Genomic DNA, 20,545 nt, shown 5'->3' on the forward strand with positions numbered 1-20,545 from the left:
GTGCCTCAGATTGAAAATGCTATTGCGCACGACCTCAGCTTGGCACCTTTTCTGGATGATTTCAGAGCATTGGTCCTTGGTCATATGAAACGCATGCCCAGTCAAGAATGGACACGGCTGCGGGTCTTGTCAGTTAGGGGTGGAACGGCAGGATCTGGACTCACAGCAAGCCCTGAAGAGGTATTGCGCACGTCATTCGGCAGTCCCGATCTCAGAATGTCGGACGTCATGAATGCTTTTGAAGACTACGCAGAGGTCATTGGAACTATCAATGATGCTCCCGCTTACTATTTCTCTGGGCTTGGATATTACGCCTGGGGATTGAGCCCTGATTCATCGCCGATGCTTGATGCCTCGATCACGCACCCAAACTCACCGCCTGGTTGGTGATAAAGAAAGGAGCAATACATGTTTATACGTTTGTTACCTCTGTTGCTTGCAATCCTTGTTGCTGGGTGCGATCAGTCGAAAAATCAGCATGAGCAGGAAGGAATGCAACGGCAGCTGATTCAGGGGATGCACGCTGAATTTTTCAAAGTCGCTGATGGCAACAACACTTGGTTTGAGGTTGCAATTTCGGTCGACAACAGCAAAACATTCAGGATGCCGGTTTTCTTCTCTCAAAATGGAAAGCTCGTAAAAGTCACCGATTCACAAGCCCAGTCAATATTTGATAGCTGGCTTAAAGAGCGTGCTAAGAACATTGCGGCATTCGGCTCGCTTGATGAACAAAGCGGCATGAAAGATCCATTCCTTGCGCTTGATGTGAACCGCTGGGAGAAAAAGTAATGTTCAACGAAGATGATATGAAGTTTGTCCCTGCGTATTACGCCACGAATGGTAAAGGCCAAAGCGTACCCTTCATTGTGTCGTTGATGATGGTCGATGCTGAGAACAAAGCTGCATTACCACCCGCTGTCTCGGCGTCCATTGACAGAACGCTAAGCATCACAGGAACGGAAGGGGTGGCTTTTGCGAACATTTACAACGTCGAACCACTCGACCTGGTTGTACCGGCTCACATTGATCGGGCGATGAAGATTCTCGGCGCTCTTGTGCTGTTCCGTTGCCAGAGTCCTGAAACAGCCGAAAATCTCATGGCGGTGATGAATGAAGCCTACACCCTAACCTTGGTCAAAGATAAGCAGAGCGATTCTGATGCTTAAACAGCGGATTTGGCGTACCTGTGTGGCTATTGGCAGCTCGATCATAGGGCTTTCTTACGCAGTGCTTGCAGTTCACCACAGGTTCGACGTTCCGGGCGAGCTGGTTCACGCAGCACTGTTTCTTGCAGCAGGGATTGCTCTGCTTTACCAAACATTCAAACGACAGCATGAGGGCTCTCAGATGCCAGGTCCATTGACCAGCCAGCAGGTTGCAGAATACGAATGCGCGATGGAAACCATCGGGAACGCACTCGCGGCACGATCACAGGCAATCCACGAGGAAAGGTCTAAGGCTGAGCCCGACCTTGAGGCTCTTTCAAAATTGCGTCAGGAGCAGGCTGAGCTCGTGCTGGAGCGTAGCAAAATATCCATAGATGACGTCGACACCATACGTCGTGTAATCGCGAACTACGGCGCCCAGGTACGGGCTCAGATTTAAGGACTGACCATGGACGATCAGAACAGGGGTTTAAGCGTTGAACTGGTGCAACACGTGGTTGATCGGTTCTTGGACAACTACAATGGAAATATTCAACTGAGAGCTATCGTCGTTGCGAAGCAGGAGGACATTTATGGACCAGAATTATCACGAGAAAAAATCGGAGTCCGAATCGACGGAGCCTACCACCCAAAAAACGCATTCTTCACCATTATCGCTTCCAATATGGGTGACGAAGGGGCCGTCCTCAGAACCTTGCGCCACGAGCTCCTCGGGCATTATGGGCTCAACACCTTCAATCCCGAAGAAAAGAGGGCGCTCCTGGATCGCGTTCTTGAAACGCGCAATGAACCAACGCTGAGCCATATTTGGGCAGATGTTGATAAAAACTACCACGACAGAAGCGAGCTACACCGCGCCGAAGAAGTATTCGCGTTCGTGGCGGAAGAGGAGCGGACGTTTTTAGGAAAAGCCTGGGACAAGACCCGCGCAGCGTTGCAGCAGATACTCAAGGCCACGGGCCTGGTAGACGACAAGTCCCTTTCCATTCATGAGCTTCGTGTAGAGGCTCTGGCCGTCGCTAATGGCATCAGATCCGGCGAGAGGCATCAGCAGACTTTCCCTAAAGACGATCAATCACAGTTCAGGCTTGAGGCCGAAGAGCATCAGCTTATTTTTGAAGACATTGCCCATCACGCTTTGATGCTTAGTAAACCGGTGCAGCAACCAGTTGCGATCATCCTCGGGGGGCAACCTGGGGCGGGGAAAGCGGCCCTCAGCAGTTATGCCACGACTGAACTGGGTGGCAATGCAATCAAGATTGACGCTGACGAGCTGCGCAAGTACCACCCCCACCTACTCAAGCTGATGCGTGAAAACGACCGTGACGCAGCGGATCTTACTCATCGTGATGCTGCAGGCTGGGCTGTGAAACTCACGAACCTGGCCATTAAAGAACGCAGGAACCTGGTTATCGATGGAACGATGCGCGATCCAGACAGCCTGGCCAAGCTCTGCAGCAAGCTGCAATCAGCAGGGTACCGGATCGATGCTCGTGTTTTGGCTGTTAATGACCTGGTGAGCCGTCTAAGCATTCACCATCGGTACGAGCTGCAACACGAGGCCAATGGCTTTGGGCGTTGGTCCAACCGAATCAACCACGACCTGGCGTTTGTAGGACTGCCCCTCACTGTTGATCGGCTAGAAACCGCCAATTTGGTCGACCGAATGCACGTGACGAACCGAAGCGGCACTGACATCTACGACAACACACGTATAGCAGGTGGTTGGCAGCAAACCCCCGTCCAAGGACGAGTTCATGTAGACACTGAGCGGTCGAGAGCCTGGACGCAGGCCGAGCGATCGTCCTTCGAACTGACCCTTGATCTTGTGCAATCCAAAATGCATCGTCGGCAAGCCGGTGAGGGGGATCTAGCAGAGCTTGCAGCTCTCCGTGCTGACTATGGCCGCAGCGTTGACGCACCAACCAAAGTGCATAGCACGCCTCACCGCAAGCTTCGATGACCCGCGTTTCAGTGGTGGGTCTGCTTGATTTCAATCAGTTCAAGGTTCTTCGCTAATGACAGATTTAATGCCCAAGCACACCGAGGCAAAAAAAAATAACACTGGATGGTATCTAGTAATTCTGAACTCTTTAGAAACACTGGATGCCATCAGCAAGGGTGCCACATACGCCGACATAGCTGCGGCACGGAAAATCACCAAACCCAGAGTTGCCCAAATATTAGGCTACGGGTTTCGTGCAATCCAAAAATATGACCCCTTGAAAAAATTTGGAGAAGTTCTCTCAGATTCGCCATCTCCAACGGACTGGCAAAAATTTCTAAGGGAGAACAGTGAGGAAATTGGCCACGCTATTACTAGGTCAATCAGTGCGATCCTTACCCCCTTGCAATCACCACTCACCTTAGACTCATCGGTTGACGCTTTGAACATCTCCTCGCGAGCTCGGAATTATTTACGAGGCGAATCCCTGACCGATATCAAATTTCTGACTTCATTTTCGAAGACAGAATTGATTCGGATTAAAAAGCTGCCTCGAGGCACCTTTGCCGAGGTCGTTACGGAGGTCGAGGCTCGGGGACTGGCATTCCGCCCTGAGTAGCACGCATCCGGGAGATAAGTTTTTCTAGAAAAAATCACGGCTTACAGCAAAGATTTGTACTCTCTTACGCATTTCGTATAATGACCATGATACGAACTGAATGGAGTAGGGTACGATGCCACGTAAACGGCAGCCGCATGACCATGCCCAGATGGGTTTTGATTTTGCTTTTCAAGAAAATGTTGATGCGATTGAGTCCCTAGAGGCCGCTCTCGACATCGATGACGAACAAGGAGAACACCATGATCACAAATCAAACCCAACCGTTGGAAATCGCAAGCCGGGAATTGAGCTCGGATACGATCAAGGCAATTCTTCAGTCTCCGTCATTCGGCCCACAGTCTTGGAAAATACTGGATCGTTGGGCATTGAACAGCCCCACGCAGTTGAAGCAACTGGAGAGGGAAGGGGAACTGACTCTGCTGGGGAAAGTGTTGGAGCAGCAACGCTTGGAACTGGAAGCACTGCACAGCCTCCCAGCGGAACACAAAACCGGCCTGACCGAGCACGAAGTGCTGGCCCTGCAGGAAGTGAACACAGAGCTTTAACACTAACCGATTACGCGATCACCGCGGCGGACTCGCTGGGATTAGGTGGGGCAAAAGCCAAGTTTCGGGACAACGTAGAGGCGATCCAGCTACTGCAGCTACTACGTGAGCAGAAGCGGGCAGCGTTACCAGCAGAACAGGCAATTCTGGTCAAATATGTTGGGTGGGGTGGGTTGCCTCAGGCGTTCGACCATCGTAATCAGGCTTGGCAGCGGGAGTACCAGGAACTGGGCGCGCTTCTCAGCCAAGATGAATTTGAGAAAGCTCGGCGCTCGACTCAAGATGCCCATTACACCTCTGCTGCTGTCATTGGAGGGATTTACGAGGGCATGCAGCGGCTTGGATTCCCGGGCGGGAAGATCTTCGAGCCAGCTGCCGGCACTGGCAATTTTATTGGCTTGATGCCCGAAGCGCTTCGGAAAGAAAGCCAGTTTACTGCAGTGGAGCTCGATCCTCTGACAGCCGAGATAGGCAAGCACCTTTACCCTTCAGCTACCTATCTCAACCGGGGCCTGCAGGATGTTGTAGTTCCCAGCGGTTATTTTGACGCGTGCGTGGCCAACCCTCCTTTCGGCTCGCAATCACTCTACGATCCCCATCACCGCGAGCTGAGCGGGTACTCCATCCACAACTACTTTCTCGCCAAATCCCTCGACAAGCTCAAGCCAGGTGGCGTGATGGGGGTAGTCGTCAGTCGCTACTTTTTGGATGCAGCGAACGGCAGAGCTCGTGAGCACATCGCTGAACAATCCCACTTCCTTGGCGCGATTCGGTTGCCAAACACTGCTTTCAAAGAGAACGCGCTGACGGAAGTCACGACCGACATTGTGTTTTTCCAGAAAGCGATACCTGGTGAGGAAACTGACAAGCGATGGGTAAATGTCGGCGATATACGAGATCGTGAGACAGGTGCCCCCATCACCATCAACCAATATTTCATTGAAAACCCGGGGCAGATGGCCGGTCGCATGGTCATTTCACGGAACATGCACCGAGACACCGCTGATTTGATCGGGGAGCCTGGTCGGGATCTGGCCGCTGAGATCTCCGCTCGGTTGGAAGCATTACCACGTGACGTTTACAAAGCTAATCCGTCTCCAGAATTAGTTGACGCTGCAGATGAGAAGCCTGAGCTGGTACTGCCTGAGAATCTAAAAGTCGGCTCCTACTTCATCACCGAGGCTGGCCTAATCGCTCGACGCCTTCCCGACCAGTTGGCCAAGACTGATTATCAACTGATCACACCCAAAAACGAGCGTGCAGGCGACCGAATCAAGGGCATGATCGAGGTCAGGAACGCTCTACGGACTTTGATGGCAGCAGAACAATCCGAGGGCATTGAAAGCGACCTCAATCTGCACCGGACTCGACTCAACACGCTGTACGATCGGTTCATTCGGAAACATGGCCATATCAGCAGCCAGGCTAACCGTTTGGCGATGTGCGACGATCCTGAATATCCATTGTTGAATGCGCTGGAAAGCAATTACGACCGGGGCATATCAGCAGATATGGCCCGCAAGCATGAGGTGGCCGCTCGTCCCCCAAAAGCCGATAAGGCATCGATTTTCAGCCGTCGCGTGATGACACCTCGTCAGGAAGTTCGGCACGTCGACTCGGCGACAGATGCCTTAGTCGTTTCCATGAACCAGGTCGGCCGTGTTGACCTAGAACGCATGGTTCGCCTTTGCGGTCGTTCCGAAGAAGACATCATTGCTGATCTGCGTGGTTTGATTTATTTCAATCCTGGAAAGGACCGATGGGAGACAGCAGACCAGTACTTAACAGGGAACGTGAAAGCTAAGCTTCGTGGTGCTATCAGGGCTGCAGAGCTAGACCCGCGCTTTTCGCATAACGTAGACGCCTTGCGCCCGGTTCAACCTGCAGACATCGATCCTGTCGACATCTCTGTCCAACTGGGTTCAACCTGGGTACCTGATACCGTCGTCGATAAATTCGTGGTTCACCTGCTCGGAGATGTGCAGAGACGCATCAGCTACCAGGCAGCGCTCGGAAAATGGATTGCTGATATTGGTCAGGGTGACAACACGACGTGTCGCGTAACTTGGGGTACGGAAGCATATCCGGCAAACAAACTGATTGAAGCGGTACTGACCAACCGATCAATTCAAGTCAAAACCGAGGTTGGCCGAGATGATCGCGGCCAACCCATCATGCAGGTAGACGAAACTCAAACCGCCGCAGCGAACCAGAAAGCGGATGAATTGCGCCAGGCATTTGTTGACTGGATCTGGGAAGACAAAGATCAGCGGGTGGAGCTGGCCAGGCTTTACAACGACAGGTTCAATACCAATATTCCATCGCGGTACAACGGCTCTCACCTCCAGTTACCTGGTGCATCACTCGACATCACGCTGCGTCCTCATCAGAAGGATGGTATCTGGCGGGGCATTCAAGACGGAACCGCTTTGTTCGATCACGTCGTCGGCGCCGGCAAGACACTGGTGTGCGTAGGGACCGTCATGGAGAGCAAGCGGATGGGGCTTCTGAACAAGCCGATGCTTGTTGTTCCCAACCATCTGTTGCTGCAATGGAAAGACGCTATCTACTCACTCTACCCAGACGCCAACGTCCTGGTTGCTGAGAAGTCAGACTTCAAAAAGGAAAACCGCGAGCGCTTGTTTGCCCGTATCGCAACGGGTGATTGGGATGCTGTCGTGGTAGCTCATAGTTCGTTCAAAAAAATTGGGATGCCTCAGGACACCCTTGAGAAATTGCTCCAGGAACAAATTAGCGACCTGAGTAATGCAATCATCGATCTCAAGAACGACCGCGGGGACCGCATCACCATCAAGGAAATGGAGAAGGCCAAAGAGCGGATGAAGGAACGGCTGGAGAAAAAAGCCGATACAGGTGCTAAAGACCAGGCAGTGACCTTTGCAGATCTGGGCGTCGACGCACTGGTTGTTGATGAGGCTCAGGAATTCAAGAACCTGTTTATTACCACGTCGCTGAGCCGGATTTCCGGTCTGGGGAACCTCACTGGTTCCGAAAAGGCCTTCGACCTGTTTGTTAAATGTCGGTACCTGCAGCAGAAGTACGACGGTCGAGGTGTATTCCTTGCTACTGGCACGCCGTTGAGCAACACCATTGCTGAGCTTTATACCGTTCAGCGGTACATGCAGTATGACGAACTGAAAGAACGCGGAATCGTACACTTTGATGCCTGGGCCTCTACCTTCGGCCAAGTGGTCACCGGCTGGGAGCTGGATGCCACGGGTGTGAATTACCGACTCAATTCAAGATTTTCAAGATTCCAAAATGTCCCTGAGCTGAACACGATGTACCGAACATTTGCGGACGTCATCACCAGGGCAGATCTGCAACAACAGGCCGCAGAACGAGGAACTCGTTTTCCTGTGCCTCGGGTTAAAGGCGGTCGTCCTCAAAACATCATTGTTGAACGCTCCAATGAACAAGCCCAATACATGGGGGTTCAATCCGAGGTACTGGATGATCACGGCAAGCCAATTCATCGTGCTGACGGCGGTGTTATCCGGAGCTGGAACAAGGGTTCGATCATCTACCGTATGGAACACCTCCCACGGGATCCGCGCATCGACAACCCGCTGAAGATCACCAACGACGCCAGGAAGGCGGGGCTAGATTTCCGATTGATTGATCCTGACTCTGAGGATTTCATTGGCAGTAAGGTTAATGCCTGCGTGGAAAACGTGCACCGCATCTGGGAGGCTTGGGACGCTCGGCAAGGCACTCAGTTGGTATTCTGCGACCTTTCCACCCCTAAAGGAAAAAAGCGGCAGGAAACCGCTCCAGAGGCCTCTCTTGATGAAGACGAAGATGGTGAGGTCATCTCCATGGACGAAATCTTGGCTGGCAACGCATCGTTCAGCGTGTACGAGGAGATCCATACGAAGCTCATCAACAAGGGCGTGCCGGCGGATCAGGTAAGATTCATCCATGAAGCCAATACAGACCTGCAGAAGTCGAAGCTTTTTGACGAAATGAATCGCGGTGATGTTCGGGTGCTGCTTGGCTCCACCACGAAGATGGGTGCAGGTACGAACGTACAACGCAGACTGGTTGCCCTACACCACGTCGACGCCCCTTGGCGCCCAAGCGATCTTGAGCAACGTGACGGTCGAATCGAGCGTCAGGGCAATATGTTCTATGAGCAGGATCCAGACGGTTTTGAGATCGAAATCCTGCGGTATGCGACCAAACAGACCTATGACAGCCGGATGTGGCAGACCATCGAGTACAAGGCTGCCGGCATCGAGCAGTTCCGGAAAGGGGATGGCCTTCAGCGTGTAATTGACGACGTGGCCAGCGAAGCTGCCAACGCTGCAGAGATGAAGGCCGCTGCGACCGGTAACCCGCTTATTTTCCTCCAAGTCCAACTTGCTGCTGACTTGAAGAAAGTGGAGGCGCTGTTCTCCAACTACAAGCGAAATCAACATGCACTGGATAGCCGGATTACCTGGCTTGAAGAAGCAGACAAGAGAGCTGACAGATCGGTCGCTCGTTGGAATGGCGAGATCGCCAAACGCGATGCCGGCACAGGTTCCAGCTTCTTGTTCAAAACGGCAGCAAAGAGCTATGGCGAGGACAACAAAGACCAGCTCCTGGGCGCAATCATGGGCAGCATGAAGGTGGCCGTCGACCGCAAGGCAGAGGACACTTTCCAGCGTGCGGCAATCATCCGTGTTGGCACCTATAGGGGATTTGAGATCGATGTCTCATGCAACCGGAACAAGATTCAGTTCACGGTTACAGGTAACGATTCGTACGAGCCAGATAACCTGGTATATCGAACCGACGACAAATTCAGCCTGCCAGGCTTCATCAGCCGCATTGATAATTTCCTGGACCGGTTTGAAGCTTGGCGAGCTGACGCTGAAAACTCCCGGATTGGAGAGAGGGATGAGCTGGCCAAGGCCAAGATAGAAAAGGGGAAACCATTCCAGCAGCAAAGTCGCCTGGAAAACCTGAGGGATGACTCGCGTGATGTGATGACAGAGCTCAAGCTGATGCAAGCTGACGACAACTATGTTTCGACGTGGACGCCAAAGTCGACAGTGCTGCAGGGCAACGCTGCACCAGAAGCGAAGAAGATGCGCGCATAAAGAAAAAACCCCGTTACCAATAGGTGCGGGGTTTATTCTGGAAGGCAGCACGGAGACACGTAATCGCTCCTCTCCTACTGACTACATATCCTGGTAAGGGGCCAGGGTGCGAGAATGTTGGTCGAAGTTGCCAGTGGCCCGTATCACGTCACGGCACCGTTCAGCTAAGTCCGTCCGCGCCTCGGACAGATTGTATCGACTGATAACATCAGGGTCTAAGCAGACCTGCACAGTTCCCGCTTGGTCTACCAGCGCATCGATGGCCTCACGCAACACCGTCAATTTTGACTGGATTAGTTCGATTTCCTTTTGCTCCTCGCTGTTTGGTACGACGCGGGAAGCTGCCATCGCAGCTTCAGCCTCAGCTGTGTAAGCCAAGCTACGGGCCTCTGCTTCGAACACACGCTCACCCTCCCTCATAGCCTGTTCTGCATCCAAGCACATCAGATCCGTTTCTTGACCATTCACTGATGCGATCCAATGGCCAGCGGCGCTAAAATCACCTTCCACAGCAAGCCCAAATTCATCTGGAGTACCAACGAAAATTGCTGGGTTAGTCGAGTGCTTAATGATGGTCATGTTCGTTCCCTTTAACTTTTCTGCTGGTACCCGGTATAGCCCTTTGGCGGCAGAATTAGGTGGCGGGCATCCACACCGTTCGCTTCCCGCTCGCGACCATACATTTCAACGTATGCAGCTTCTTTAAGCCGCTCCGCGAACTCTACAATTTCGTGCAATTGATCGAGGGTCGCTGTGCCCATGTTGTTGGCCAGCTCAATCGAATTGGCGTCCAGCTCCTGAACAGCTTGCTCCAGGTGATGGGTCAGGTCGTACTTTTCAACATCGCTCATCAGTGGTGCCCTCCTGGGCTAATTCCCTTAACTCTTTGCTGCTGAATCTTGGGCGGCTGTAAGGAGATTGTCGCACCATAAATCCAACCCCCCGGCACGGTGTACAATCGTCCCGTCGTCGATCCGCAGCCAGTGTTCGCGCAACACCCGATAGCGGTTTGCCTCTCGGCGCATCACGTCCAGCTCGTTGTCTGCTGCTTCAATCAAATCAACTGCGACGGACCTTGCTGTCCCTTGTACTTCTCCCCGATGCCGGGTTTCATGGTCCGCCTTATTCAGACCGTCTCGCAGGCAATGCGCCTGGTTTTTGTAAACCTGAGAACGATCCAGAACCTGGCTACCAGCGTCCGTGACCTGCCAAAAGCAATCACCGGCAAACACTTGGTCGACCAACAGCTCAAGAATTCGGTGGTCGTCAATCTGCACACTGAAAGTCAGCTCGAAGCCTTCTACTTTATCTTGGTCAACGCTCATGGCACTTTTTTCCCTTAACCTTTGACGTGCTCGAAAAAGCCCTCGGCTTCAAGCTCCTTGTACTGCTGCTCAAGCATCCAGCCACGGACTTGCTCTGCCGACAATCTGTCTGGCGAAACTTGCATTTCCTTTGCCGCAGCATCACGGCTAGCTTCAATTTCGGCTTCTTCTGCGAGAGCGATCACTACCTCATCTTCCTCCGTTCGGCTTCGACCAACGGCAATCCGCGTGAAGTCGTACAGATAAGAGCAGTGGCGGCAGAACAGCAGAGCTACCTTCGCATTTTCAACCTCGACCTCTGCCATTTCACCGCGAAGCCCATACCATGTTTCTTTGGCTACGGTAACGGTCATGGTCGATTGGCCGTCAGTGATCCAAGCATCGCACCGAGAACAATTCGTAATGACGTGCTTGATCGGTGTAATGGTTGCAGACATGGCTTTTTCCTTCCTATGTCCTGTTGGCTAAGTTGCTAATTAATGACATCACGCAACCCATGACCATCCCGCCGGTGAGACAAACCACCAAAAGCGAAAACAGACCAATCGACCTGGGCGCGTCTAGAAAAACAAATGGGGTAAGAAGACCAATCGCGAAACCAGCTGCAAACGGCCAAACATTGTGTTTCCTCTGATCGTTTTCGGCCTGATTTTCAGTTTTCAAAACGTCTTCCTCATTAACCTTTTGCATGATCTATTACTTCAAACGCAGTGCATCAGGCGGGGGGAGGTCGCGATATAGCTGACCATTGCTTAGTTGCAGCGTGACGCAATCTGGCACCATCGTTACGATGATGCCAGGGCCGTCGAGCTGGCCCTCGGGAATGTCCCAACCCTCAATGGTGCTGGGCGTAAGCTCATACAGTTCATCCGTCTTCAAGTCGCGCAGAACCCACGATTTGTTACCGGTCATTCCTTTATTGCTGACAACGTGAAGCTCGGTTCGCAAACCCTGGGGAAGCTGCGGCAACTGCTCGGTTTTATCACTCATTGGGTTGATCCTTTGTTAGACGCGAAACCCGCATCCTGATACCGCCAAACGCCCTTTCGGGCCATGCGATGATGATGCTTTTCTCGATGGCTCTGCGAGCAACTAAATCCATGGTATTTCCTCTCATTGGTGGCAGCGGATTTCTCTATTACCAAAAAGGAGACATGGCCACGGACTCGCGACGATCAAGTGCAGCTCCGTGCTTGTCATGGAAAGTTCGGTACGCATCGATGTTCGTTTCGCAAAATCGCTCCAGCGCTTCAGGATCCAGGCGCGGGCTGTAGACGTGCGGCGGCTCCTGATCAGCATCTAAGAACTGTAGAGTGCCGTCCTCAAACTCGTGTAGCCAAGCAACTGTCAGCAGAGTCTCAACCTCTGTGGTGAATGGCCAATCCCGGGCCCCGTTAGGGTCGAATGTAAGTGCTTCAAAAAACTTGATTGCCTTCAGTGCACGATCACTAAGCGGGCCTGAGGCGGGAGCTGATACCAAAACGGTTTTCCCGTCCGGGTAAACTTCGAACTGGGCGTTGCAGTCCTCACAGTCTTCGGGCCTTAACGGCAGGTCGTCTTCACGAACGACACTGATCTGCGTGGCCACCGTAGCTGCGCAGTTTGGACAAGCCACGTCCATGGTGTGCCCAGCAGGCCACGAGTGTTTTATTAGCAGATCGGCAGTGGTCTGAGGTCGGTTCATGAATCTACTCCGCTGTCCGCTCGTCATCCGGGAACTGAGCGGACAACCAACGAGCCAAATTCATAGCTTCGGTTTGCCACCGCTGACTCAGCTCCTCCACGAGCGGAAGGTTGTTGTCATCGTTGCATGCCAGAGCTTCATTGCGTGCAATCCGATATTGCTCAATATCGAGCATGACTTTAGGTGGGAGAGCCAAGATCAGTCCCCCAGCTTCTAACTGCTTGTTTGCCAATTCCTCGATCTGTTTCATGATGGCCACCTCCATGGCTATTACTTCCAGATGTCATTCCAAAACGCAGAGTCCGTTGAGCCGGAGCTTCTGGTGTTTTGCACGGATGGACCGCTGATATTCGTGTCACCGCTGCTGATCACAGTGCCCATTCCCGTGTCGTTGACACCGGTTTGGTTGATCGTGTCAGTCACGGCACCGTTCACTTGAGTCATGACACCATTGATTTCACCGTTGACCTGGGAAACTACCCCGCGTACTTGCGAGCTAGCGATTGAGCACACCTTGTCTTTGATCATCTGCCAGATTGCCGAGAGATCAGGGAAGCTAGTCGTGCCGAATATGCCGGTGATACCACCAATGCATTTTCCCAAGATATCGGATGAGGTTTTCTCAGCTGTTTCGTTAGAGTCCGCCGCTGACTGGTCACGAGACAGACCTGCTTCGCCACCGCGCATTGCCGCTTCACCGCTGCGGCAAGTGGCTGCTTGTACGCCGATGGAGGAACACATAAGAAGCACAACCAGTAGCGTGCGAGTGAGTGGTTTCATTACAGGTCCTCTCGTAACCAGGAAGCGGGCGAGCATTAAGCTCGTACTCGTTTTTTAGTGGATGGTACCGGGGCTGTAGCGTCGCTTACGGGTCCAGCGGCCGGCACTTCATCTTTTGGGGTAGCGGCTGCTTTCTCGCGCTCCTTGCGAGGCTCAAGAAAGCCCAACTTTTGGTGGAGCGACTCGTCGACGTGTTTTGTCTCCCTTGCCTTCACAATGGTACCTCCGACGTTAAACAGGACCTCGTCAAAGTGAACCTCTTTACCGTCGCCACGGCGGTTTACGGCATTGCCGTGGCCGATTTGGTTCCATTTTGAATCATCATCAGTGCCTGATTTGCTTGGCTCTGAAAGCGTGATGAAGTTTGGCTTGATTTCTCCGGTTGATGGGTCTGGATGGCGTTCGTTCATGAACGCAAGCACCTGGTGCTTAATCCCATCGACCTTCACAAAACCCTGCAGGTAGTCGCCTTTACCCTGGTAAAGCAGGACCGTTGTGTCGAAGGAGTCATCAGCGAGCTTGGTAACACCCCGAAGGATGAGTTTGGGTTCTTTCTCTGCATTGGAATCGGACTGTGCCATATCGGCCTCCTCTGGATTGAGTTCAATCACACCATCTGCGCTTGGGAACAAGCTCGCCGCGCCGCGCCCGCGCAACTCGTTGTTGTCACCACTGACAAAACCATTCGATTCATCGTTTTGCGAAGCCGTTAAAGCCTGCTTCGCAAGCCACTCAACCTCATCGACAGGCGCAGGCATTTGACGGCCAGCCTTGTCGAACCAGATGATTTGATCGACCCTTGGCTCAGGCCCAAGGACCTGGAGATCCGCCTCCATTTCCTCCAAAGATCTGCCCCACGATTCAATGGCCACTCGCTGCACGTCCCACCAGGAATGGGCCTCAACAGGAATCAGGTTGGCCGCGTATTGCAGATCTCGCTCTGAAAAGGGAATGCCAGATTTTTCAGTCAAGCCTGCAGGACCAGCGGCGTGTTGAGGGAGGCTTTCAGGCGCAACCGACAAGTCTGTAGCGGGGGACTGGGCAAAACGGCTCAGGTCGATTTCAGCTGGTTCACCGTTGTGGGTGAAGTACAGCGGCGAAGCTGAATTCAGCGAGTGATCCACTAATTCATTGGATGGCTGGCCATCTTCTTCCAGAGATGGTGGCTGCTGGACGTAGCGGGTCAAATCAATCTCGGCAGACTGGCCGTTATGTAAGAAATGCAACGGCTCATCAGTGAGCGGCGGCTCACCGCTAGTGGTGGAATTTTCGTCTATTGCTGAGGGCTGTGGAGTCGGTTCACCCACTTCGACAAAGCCACCACTCGCAGCTTGTTGATTGCTTTGAGCTTCAACGGTCTGACGGTGGCTTTCCAGTGACGCGAGGTATTGGCGATCGTACGCATCGATAGCGTCGATAACGGCGTCAATATCGCCTTTCGCCATGGCATCCTGAATGTGCGCTTCGGAGTCGATCACGGCTAATGGGATCGGACCATATTTGCTCTCAGCGTCAGCGAGCATTTCCTTTGCAACTGCGTACCCTTCAGAATCAGCAAGCTGCTTTTGGAAATGGTTGTTGTATCGTCCGAATTCGGCTTCAAACGAAGCCATGAAGGCCGCTCTATAGGTTTGCTGAGCCATCAGCCTTTCGACTGTGGCAAAGCCTTCAGCAGTGGTTTCGACACCATTAAGCAGAAGAACAGCATGATCCTCACCACGCATCGCAAGCATTTTCGGATGTGTTTCAAATGCTTCGACAGGCACGCCCATATCATTCAGCCACTTGGCATCATGAGCCTTAATTGCGGATTCGCCTGGCTCAAGTGGGGCAGGTGGGGTCACATCAGCGGGTGCCTTTGCAGTCACTTCAATGCCCCACTCATTGCGGTGGGTCTTACGTTCCTCGTATCTAAGGACTTGCCCTGCTTTGTCCCGGACAGGCACCTCAATGGTTACGTCCTTGCGACCGAGGTTAGTCAGCTCGACTTGATCGCCGCGACCTACGCCGAGTTCTTCGATTACTCGCTCCAGATCCACACCCCAAGTGGTCCTGGATTCACCGTCAGAGTTTTTGAGGGTGACGTAGAAACTGCGGCTATTTGACATATCGAACTGGTAAGGCGCGGAGCCAAACTCCAGTAGCTCACCTTTGTAGTGGTTCACTGGCTCAGCTGCAGTCGCAACCGGGATAGTGGCATCGGCTGCGGAATTGGGATTTGCCGAAGCTGATGGTCGGGGTTGAGACGGCTGATTCTGAGTGGCGGCTGGATCAGGTGCCGGCGCATTATCCTGTCCGGGAGCTGAGTCCCCTACAGGCGGCAACCCCATCATCTCCCGGCGCAAAGCTTCTTGTGCTGGATTCTTGAGCTCCACCTGCACATCGTGCTTGATCATCACCTCAAGAGCCCGACGTTTGAACTCGTCCGATCCGGTCAACTCGATAGACCCGCCAAATTTTTGCTTTGCCATGTGTAGCGCCGCAAGAATGGCCAGTTCGTCATCTTGGGCCTTCGCCTCCATGAGGATCTGTTGCCCGTGATCGACGAAAATCGGCTGTTCCTTCAAAAGGTAGAGGACGCTTCCGTCTGCACGCTCCCGGTAAGTGATGTCCTTGAGCAGCTCACTGAGAATCACACTCGGATCGGTTTTTGCCGGTTCGGCTCCTGGCGCGCTTGCGTTGCTGAAGCCATTAATCGTTTCAGCTACCTCAGAACGCGAAATTATTTGGTCATAGACCTCTTGGTGCAGTTCCTTTAGCAATTTTGCATATGTATCGTATGCAAAAACATTACGATGTAATGCGGTGACAGCATTTTCTGCGGAATTATGTTCTACTGAACGCCAGGACGTGATGTCAGCAACGACCCAGTGCCGCAGTAGGGTATCTGGGACTGTGGAGCTTTCACCGTCAGCTTGGCTACTCTGAAGCCAAGCCTGATACGCCTCGGCACGATGCCGAATGGCGCCATCCGGAGAGGATTCCATCGCCGTTTGTGGCGAGCTGTGTTTTTCGTACACAGCTTGGCGAAACTCTTGCAGTAAAGCTTCTGATTCAACGCTCATGGGCGCTCCTGCCTCTGTGGAGGTGGTGGGGAGTCCTTTGCCCGTTACTCCGCAAGCTAAGCGTGAAGTTGCGAGCTTCACATTGACCGCTTTCGGGCTGGACCGTGGCTGCTTAAATTTCGTATTGTGTATATTATTCAAAATAGCACGGATTTGGAAGAACCGTGTACAGAGGCCGAGGCAGGCGCTTTACAGCTTCATTTGAGGGGAGCAAATGTCTATCGACACTGATGAGATTCACCCGATCTGTGGGACAGATTTGGAGAGATGGCGAATCGAAAATGGTCTGACCAAGGTTGCGGCAGCGGATGCCTTTGGTCTGCAGAAGGCCAAATGGGAGGAATTGACGAATCCTGAGCAGTCAGCAGAGCAAATCAGTGATCCAGTGATTGCAATGCTGCTGCATCTGTACCGTCAACACCCTGCATCGTCGCCTGTTCAGCCACCGCTGGACATCAGGGAGTTTTATGAGTTTTTAGGGTTACAGGATTCCCCCCAAGATCGAGACGCCTTCGCGACTCTGATTGGAAGATCCCCACCCTCGGTTTATCGTCTAATGTTGCATGATGGCAAGCCAGGTAGGCCGGTGATGCGATGGATCGAAGCGCTCAAGAGACTTGCGCTTACTCCTAAGCAATGCAAACGCTTGATGCAGGATGTAGCGAGCAACGTAGGAGATCGCCAGAAGGTTGAAAAGGTCTTGATTCAGGGTTGGTCAAAACAAGGTGGCATAGGTGAGCACGACTGATAAGCCAGACTCACATATTATTGAGTTATCGAGCGTATATTTTTATTCCGGGCCAGCCCCGAGGGCAATTGCCCTCAAGGATTGCGGCGTGCCGACTGACGCACCGATTTCGGGTGCATTTCCAGCACTGTACGGTTATCAAAGCAAGCAAGATGGCTTTATGGCTGCACGTGCGTACGCGGACAAAAACAGACTCCAGTTCACCGTTGTGGATTTTTTGGTTGAACTGGATCAAAAACAGAACCCCAACATGATGCGTCCTGACGATATTCCAAACCACGATTTTATATCGTTTGCGAGAATGTCCAGGAGCATGATGGATGACCTACAGGCGGTGCTACACGAACGCCTGGCCAAAGAAGGGATCACACCAAGTAAGCTGGAACTGGCTAAGCCTCATTTGCTTTTGCAGCAAAGACCGGATCTGGTGTCATCGCTCATTGAGGCCCCGGGCTGGGATCATATGAAAGTGATCGCTTATCCAGCAAAATTAACAATCAGCGAAAAGCCACTGACAGTGGGGATCGTCCCCCATTCTCACTGGGATTCGATCAAGGAGGCTTCATGCCGGCTGAATCCTGGTATCCGCATTACCTTGGAACCGCCGAATCCAAGCCAAGTGGATTCAGCCACCTCCGCAGTAGCCTCACCATCCCTGAAAGATAGGGGACCGAGGAGCCGGTGAATCACTGCCAGGCAACTACGATAAAAAAACCGCCTGCTTAGGCGGTTTTTTTTAATCTCGAAAACGCTTTCGGAACCACCAGGGCCTGGCATAGATGACCCCTCCGCGTAAAAAACCAAGAAACTTGTTCCAGCAAACGCTCAAGGTCCAGCCCAGCTTGGCCAAAATCCCAAACATGATGATTACACCCGCGGCCACGTAGAACGTCAGCCAGCTCGGAAAGTACATCCAACCGAACAAGGGCAAGTAAGCCGAAACCGGAATGCCCAAAGCAGTCAAGGGTTCAGATGCGGCTCTCCAAATCGAAGGCATATATCTAGTTCTCCTGCGCGCTCAGCGAGCGCCTTCTGAATTCCTTCATGCCTGCAACACCGACAAATTCATCCTGCAGGATCCTGCCGTCCTGAAACAGCTTCCAAGCCTTATCATCAAGAGTGGCCTCGGCATCTTCAAGCTTGGTACGAATCAACAGAGCCCACTCGTTGTAAGGAAGACTTTGCATATCCGACCTGAACTCACGGTCAAAGACCAGGTACTCGCGAATAGCAGTTCGTTTCCCATCAGTCGTCTTAAGGAGCCGTTGTACAATAATAACCCGCAAAGCCCCAGCTAGACGCGACGCTATCCCAGACTGTTGCTCGGGTGGGTAGGTTTGGATGGCCCGGTTGATCGTTTCTGCGACAGACTTCGTGTGCATTGTGGCGTAACACGTATGACCAGACAGGCTGGCCTCAACCATTGCTTCGATAGAAACACGGTCCCGAGCCTCGCCGATACCAATGATGCTGGGCTTACGGCGAACAGCATTCCGCATTGCCTTTGGAAAGTCTTTGATGTCACGACCGATTTGCGATTGGGCCGGCTGTGGACCTTTCCAGTGTGGTCCACCCAGCACGAATTCAATTGGATCGTCGAACGTGATGACCTTGCGGTCAGGCATCTTAATTCCGATGTGCCCGTAGGTGCCCGCTAGCAAAGTCGTCTTCCCTGAACCTGTAGGTCCACAGACGATGACCAACCCTTCTTCAGGAAACAGCTCCTCAAAAAGGTCAGGCTCGATCTCCATTTTGGTAATATCGGGGAGGTCGACCGGAATCACTCGCATAGTGATCGAGAACGCTTCATCCAGATTCGCAATACGCGCTTGGACAAAGTTGGTACGAAAGCGCAGCGACATCCCACGCTCAAGACCAATATCGCTACCGGTAATCTCAAGAGGGCGGTCTACACCTTCGTCGCCTTGTTTGATCAGGCTCTCAATCTCAGGAGACCACACAGAGGCAATCAGGACTGAAAGTTGACCCTGTTTCACAGTTGAAACGGATCCCCGAAGCTGCCTCCCGTGCAATTCAACCCAGATGTAGTCGCCACCCTGGACCAACACATCTGATACGTTTCGATCCGAGCATAATTTTAAGAACCTCTTGAAATTATGTGGGCTGAGATCCCCCTCAAAATTAAAGGGTTCAAATTGCGGGTGAATCATTGCGCCGGATCCTGGGCAGCTGGTGTGACCGTAGGTACTTTCTTCGGCAAATCTTTCTTGACGCTAGGACGCCACTTACCAGGGTCCGTAACGAATTTGGCCTTGTCTGTAACCCTGCGCAGCTTGTCGCCTAACATCAGCTGTTTGCCGTCACCAGTTACGGTTTGCTGGGATTCAGCCACACGAGTAGTCGTGATCATGTCAGCTTGGAGCAGGGTTGAATAAAGGTGCATGCCGGTGTAATCGCGAGTGAGGCGATGAAAATTCGCTTCAAGAATCGCGTCCGCTTGCTTGTAGCCATCCGCCCAACCTTCACGGACTGCCTTTTTCCAGATCTGGTCTTCAGCATCATCCTGCGGTCGAGCTTCGAAGGCCGGGAGCTCCACCGACTGACGTACTGGTAATCCAACGTAAAGGTAGTCCCGCCAGGTGGGTGGGACGCTGACGAAGCGTTCTTCACGCTCAATCTTGTATACACGATTAGCGGTACGGATCTGATCCGGGGTAAATGCTGCCAGGTCACGAGCTTCAACGATAACCGGAGGTAGCGTCCCGTTTTTGGCAATCATCGGGGCGAATTTGTACATAGCGTCTAAGGCAGGCTCCCGACTGTTAAGCCCGTCAACCAGCTCGTGACCACGAGCAGCCATTCCCCCGCGAAAGCCCACTGTATGGCCAACGCCCGATAGCAGTTGAGAGCGGATATCGGTCACTTTGGTAGACGCTTGGGATTGAGGATTGAGCAGTGCGTCCAGATCTGGAGGCGACGTTTCTACAGTGGACTTTGTATCGCTACTCGAAGGATCGAGCACTGGCTCCTCAGCAGCGTGCGCGGCGAAGGAAACCACCAAAGGGAGAACCGCGAACATAAACCGTTTCATAGAAGTCCCCCTATTCAGCCTTGGGGCCGGTTGTATTGCAGAACCAGCTTACCTGGTGCCTCAGTAATGACGGCACGGTACCCGATTTGCGCGCGCAACATGGAAAGCACCGTCTGATACTGCACACCCTTTACGTCGATGTTCACAGGCAACGGCATGCGTAAACCCATAAACTCAAAACGCTCGCCGCGGTCTTGTGCGAGCTTTGTGAGAAGCTGCACAGCGTCGCCCTGCCAGCTAATAGTAACGAACTGTTTGTCGTCCAGATTGGTGTTGGGATTGCGCATCACAACACGGCTATTCAAAGCACCAGCCTGATACAGGTCGACCTGAGCAGCCTCAATTTTCTGTGAAGCTTCAAGGATCTGCTGGTCGATCAGAGCCTGCGCGCTGACATCTGGCTGCTTGGAAGCACAACCTGTCAGAGCGACAGCAGCAAGCAACGCGACAAACGGGTATCGGTTCAGGTCCATAGGATTATCTCCGTTGATTTCGTATGAATACT

22 protein-coding genes are annotated in these 20,545 nt (G+C 52.7%); 9 read left to right on the forward strand and 13 right to left on the reverse strand.

The genetic code is table 11. The features are described from left to right. The 7 genes from JJD66_RS16245 (at position 1) to JJD66_RS16275 (ending at position 9,386) form a co-directional block, all read left to right on the forward strand. Positions 1-390 carry a hypothetical protein gene (locus tag JJD66_RS16245; RefSeq protein WP_138984307.1) on the forward strand — a complete coding sequence of 130 codons (390 nt, stop codon included), beginning with the start codon at positions 1-3 and terminating at the stop codon, positions 388-390. An 18-nt stretch (positions 391-408) separates the two neighbouring features. Next, the gene (locus JJD66_RS16250; protein ID WP_004666759.1) at positions 409-789 is read left to right on the forward strand and encodes a hypothetical protein; all 381 of its coding nucleotides are present in this window, start codon (positions 409-411) and stop codon (positions 787-789) included. Next, on the forward strand, positions 789-1,166 hold the full coding sequence (locus tag JJD66_RS16255; RefSeq protein ID WP_106116952.1) for a hypothetical protein: 378 nt from the start codon (positions 789-791) through the stop codon (positions 1,164-1,166). The genes JJD66_RS16250 and JJD66_RS16255 overlap by 1 nt, the downstream gene beginning before the upstream one ends. Further along, a complete protein-coding gene (locus JJD66_RS16260; protein WP_004666761.1) occupies positions 1,159-1,605 on the forward strand; it encodes a hypothetical protein in 447 nt (148 codons plus the stop codon). The genes JJD66_RS16255 and JJD66_RS16260 overlap by 8 nt, the downstream gene beginning before the upstream one ends. Positions 1,606-1,614: 9 nt before the next feature. Beyond that, positions 1,615-3,129 (forward strand): zeta toxin family protein, encoded by a 1,515-nt coding sequence (locus JJD66_RS16265; RefSeq protein ID WP_106116951.1) that lies wholly within the window; start codon positions 1,615-1,617, stop codon positions 3,127-3,129. Positions 3,130-3,196: 67 nt separating this feature from the next. Next, positions 3,197-3,730, forward strand: a complete 534-nt coding sequence (locus JJD66_RS16270) for a DNA-directed RNA polymerase subunit alpha C-terminal domain-containing protein (RefSeq protein ID WP_200648562.1) — start codon at positions 3,197-3,199, stop codon at positions 3,728-3,730. Between the two features lie 151 nt (positions 3,731-3,881). Beyond that, positions 3,882-9,386, forward strand: a complete 5,505-nt coding sequence (locus JJD66_RS16275) for an Eco57I restriction-modification methylase domain-containing protein (protein ID WP_234452247.1) — start codon at positions 3,882-3,884, stop codon at positions 9,384-9,386. Between the two features lie 81 nt (positions 9,387-9,467). Here JJD66_RS16275 and JJD66_RS16280 read toward each other — a convergent pair whose 3' ends face one another. The 9 genes from JJD66_RS16280 to JJD66_RS16320 form a co-directional block, all read right to left on the reverse strand. Next, positions 9,468-9,965, reverse strand: coding sequence for a hypothetical protein (locus JJD66_RS16280; protein WP_106116948.1), 498 nt, complete (start codon positions 9,963-9,965; stop codon positions 9,468-9,470). A gap of 11 nt (positions 9,966-9,976) precedes the next feature. Next, complete coding sequence (locus tag JJD66_RS16285) at positions 9,977-10,237, reverse strand: hypothetical protein (protein ID WP_106116947.1); 261 nt, start codon at positions 10,235-10,237, stop codon at positions 9,977-9,979. Between the two features lie 27 nt (positions 10,238-10,264). Next, complete coding sequence (locus tag JJD66_RS28090) at positions 10,265-10,711, reverse strand: hypothetical protein (protein WP_106116946.1); 447 nt, start codon at positions 10,709-10,711, stop codon at positions 10,265-10,267. A gap of 14 nt (positions 10,712-10,725) precedes the next feature. Next, the gene (locus JJD66_RS16295; RefSeq protein ID WP_106116945.1) at positions 10,726-11,148 is read right to left on the reverse strand and encodes a hypothetical protein; all 423 of its coding nucleotides are present in this window, start codon (positions 11,146-11,148) and stop codon (positions 10,726-10,728) included. Between the two features lie 259 nt (positions 11,149-11,407). After that, positions 11,408-11,701 (reverse strand): DUF5440 family protein, encoded by a 294-nt coding sequence (locus JJD66_RS16300; RefSeq protein WP_106116943.1) that lies wholly within the window; start codon positions 11,699-11,701, stop codon positions 11,408-11,410. Positions 11,702-11,849: 148 nt separating this feature from the next. Beyond that, complete coding sequence (locus JJD66_RS16305) at positions 11,850-12,395, reverse strand: hypothetical protein (protein WP_106116942.1); 546 nt, start codon at positions 12,393-12,395, stop codon at positions 11,850-11,852. 4 nt (positions 12,396-12,399) lie between these two features. Beyond that, positions 12,400-12,645, reverse strand: coding sequence for a hypothetical protein (locus JJD66_RS16310; RefSeq protein WP_146133232.1), 246 nt, complete (start codon positions 12,643-12,645; stop codon positions 12,400-12,402). 20 nt (positions 12,646-12,665) lie between these two features. After that, positions 12,666-13,175 (reverse strand): hypothetical protein, encoded by a 510-nt coding sequence (locus JJD66_RS16315; RefSeq protein ID WP_004666776.1) that lies wholly within the window; start codon positions 13,173-13,175, stop codon positions 12,666-12,668. Between the two features lie 35 nt (positions 13,176-13,210). After that, on the reverse strand, positions 13,211-16,240 hold the full coding sequence (locus tag JJD66_RS16320; RefSeq protein ID WP_200648563.1) for an LPD7 domain-containing protein: 3,030 nt from the start codon (positions 16,238-16,240) through the stop codon (positions 13,211-13,213). A 214-nt stretch (positions 16,241-16,454) separates the two neighbouring features. Between JJD66_RS16320 and JJD66_RS16325 the strand changes: the two genes are divergently transcribed. Next, complete coding sequence (locus tag JJD66_RS16325) at positions 16,455-16,988, forward strand: hypothetical protein (protein ID WP_004666778.1); 534 nt, start codon at positions 16,455-16,457, stop codon at positions 16,986-16,988. Then, on the forward strand, positions 16,975-17,673 hold the full coding sequence (locus JJD66_RS16330; protein ID WP_200648564.1) for a hypothetical protein: 699 nt from the start codon (positions 16,975-16,977) through the stop codon (positions 17,671-17,673). The genes JJD66_RS16325 and JJD66_RS16330 overlap by 14 nt, the downstream gene beginning before the upstream one ends. A 51-nt stretch (positions 17,674-17,724) precedes the next feature. On the opposite strand, the gene icmT is transcribed toward JJD66_RS16330, so the two are convergent. The 4 genes from icmT to JJD66_RS16350 are packed head-to-tail and all read right to left on the reverse strand — an operon-like array spanning position 17,725 to position 20,513. Further along, positions 17,725-17,985 carry an IcmT/TraK family protein gene (gene icmT / locus JJD66_RS16335; RefSeq protein WP_004666780.1) on the reverse strand — a complete coding sequence of 87 codons (261 nt, stop codon included), beginning with the start codon at positions 17,983-17,985 and terminating at the stop codon, positions 17,725-17,727. A 4-nt stretch (positions 17,986-17,989) separates the two neighbouring features. Further along, complete coding sequence (gene traJ / locus JJD66_RS16340) at positions 17,990-19,159, reverse strand: plasmid transfer ATPase TraJ (protein ID WP_106116939.1); 1,170 nt, start codon at positions 19,157-19,159, stop codon at positions 17,990-17,992. Continuing rightward, complete coding sequence (locus JJD66_RS16345) at positions 19,156-20,040, reverse strand: type IV secretory system conjugative DNA transfer family protein (RefSeq protein ID WP_200648565.1); 885 nt, start codon at positions 20,038-20,040, stop codon at positions 19,156-19,158. Before JJD66_RS16345 ends, traJ begins: the two co-directional genes overlap by 4 nt. 14 nt (positions 20,041-20,054) lie before the next feature. After that, on the reverse strand, positions 20,055-20,513 hold the full coding sequence (locus JJD66_RS16350; protein ID WP_106116938.1) for a DotD/TraH family lipoprotein: 459 nt from the start codon (positions 20,511-20,513) through the stop codon (positions 20,055-20,057). Positions 20,514-20,545 lie beyond the last annotated feature (32 nt).

This window comes from Pseudomonas sp. MF6751, assembly GCF_016613265.1.
GTDB lineage: Bacteria > Pseudomonadota > Gammaproteobacteria > Pseudomonadales > Pseudomonadaceae > Aquipseudomonas > Aquipseudomonas fluorescens_BV.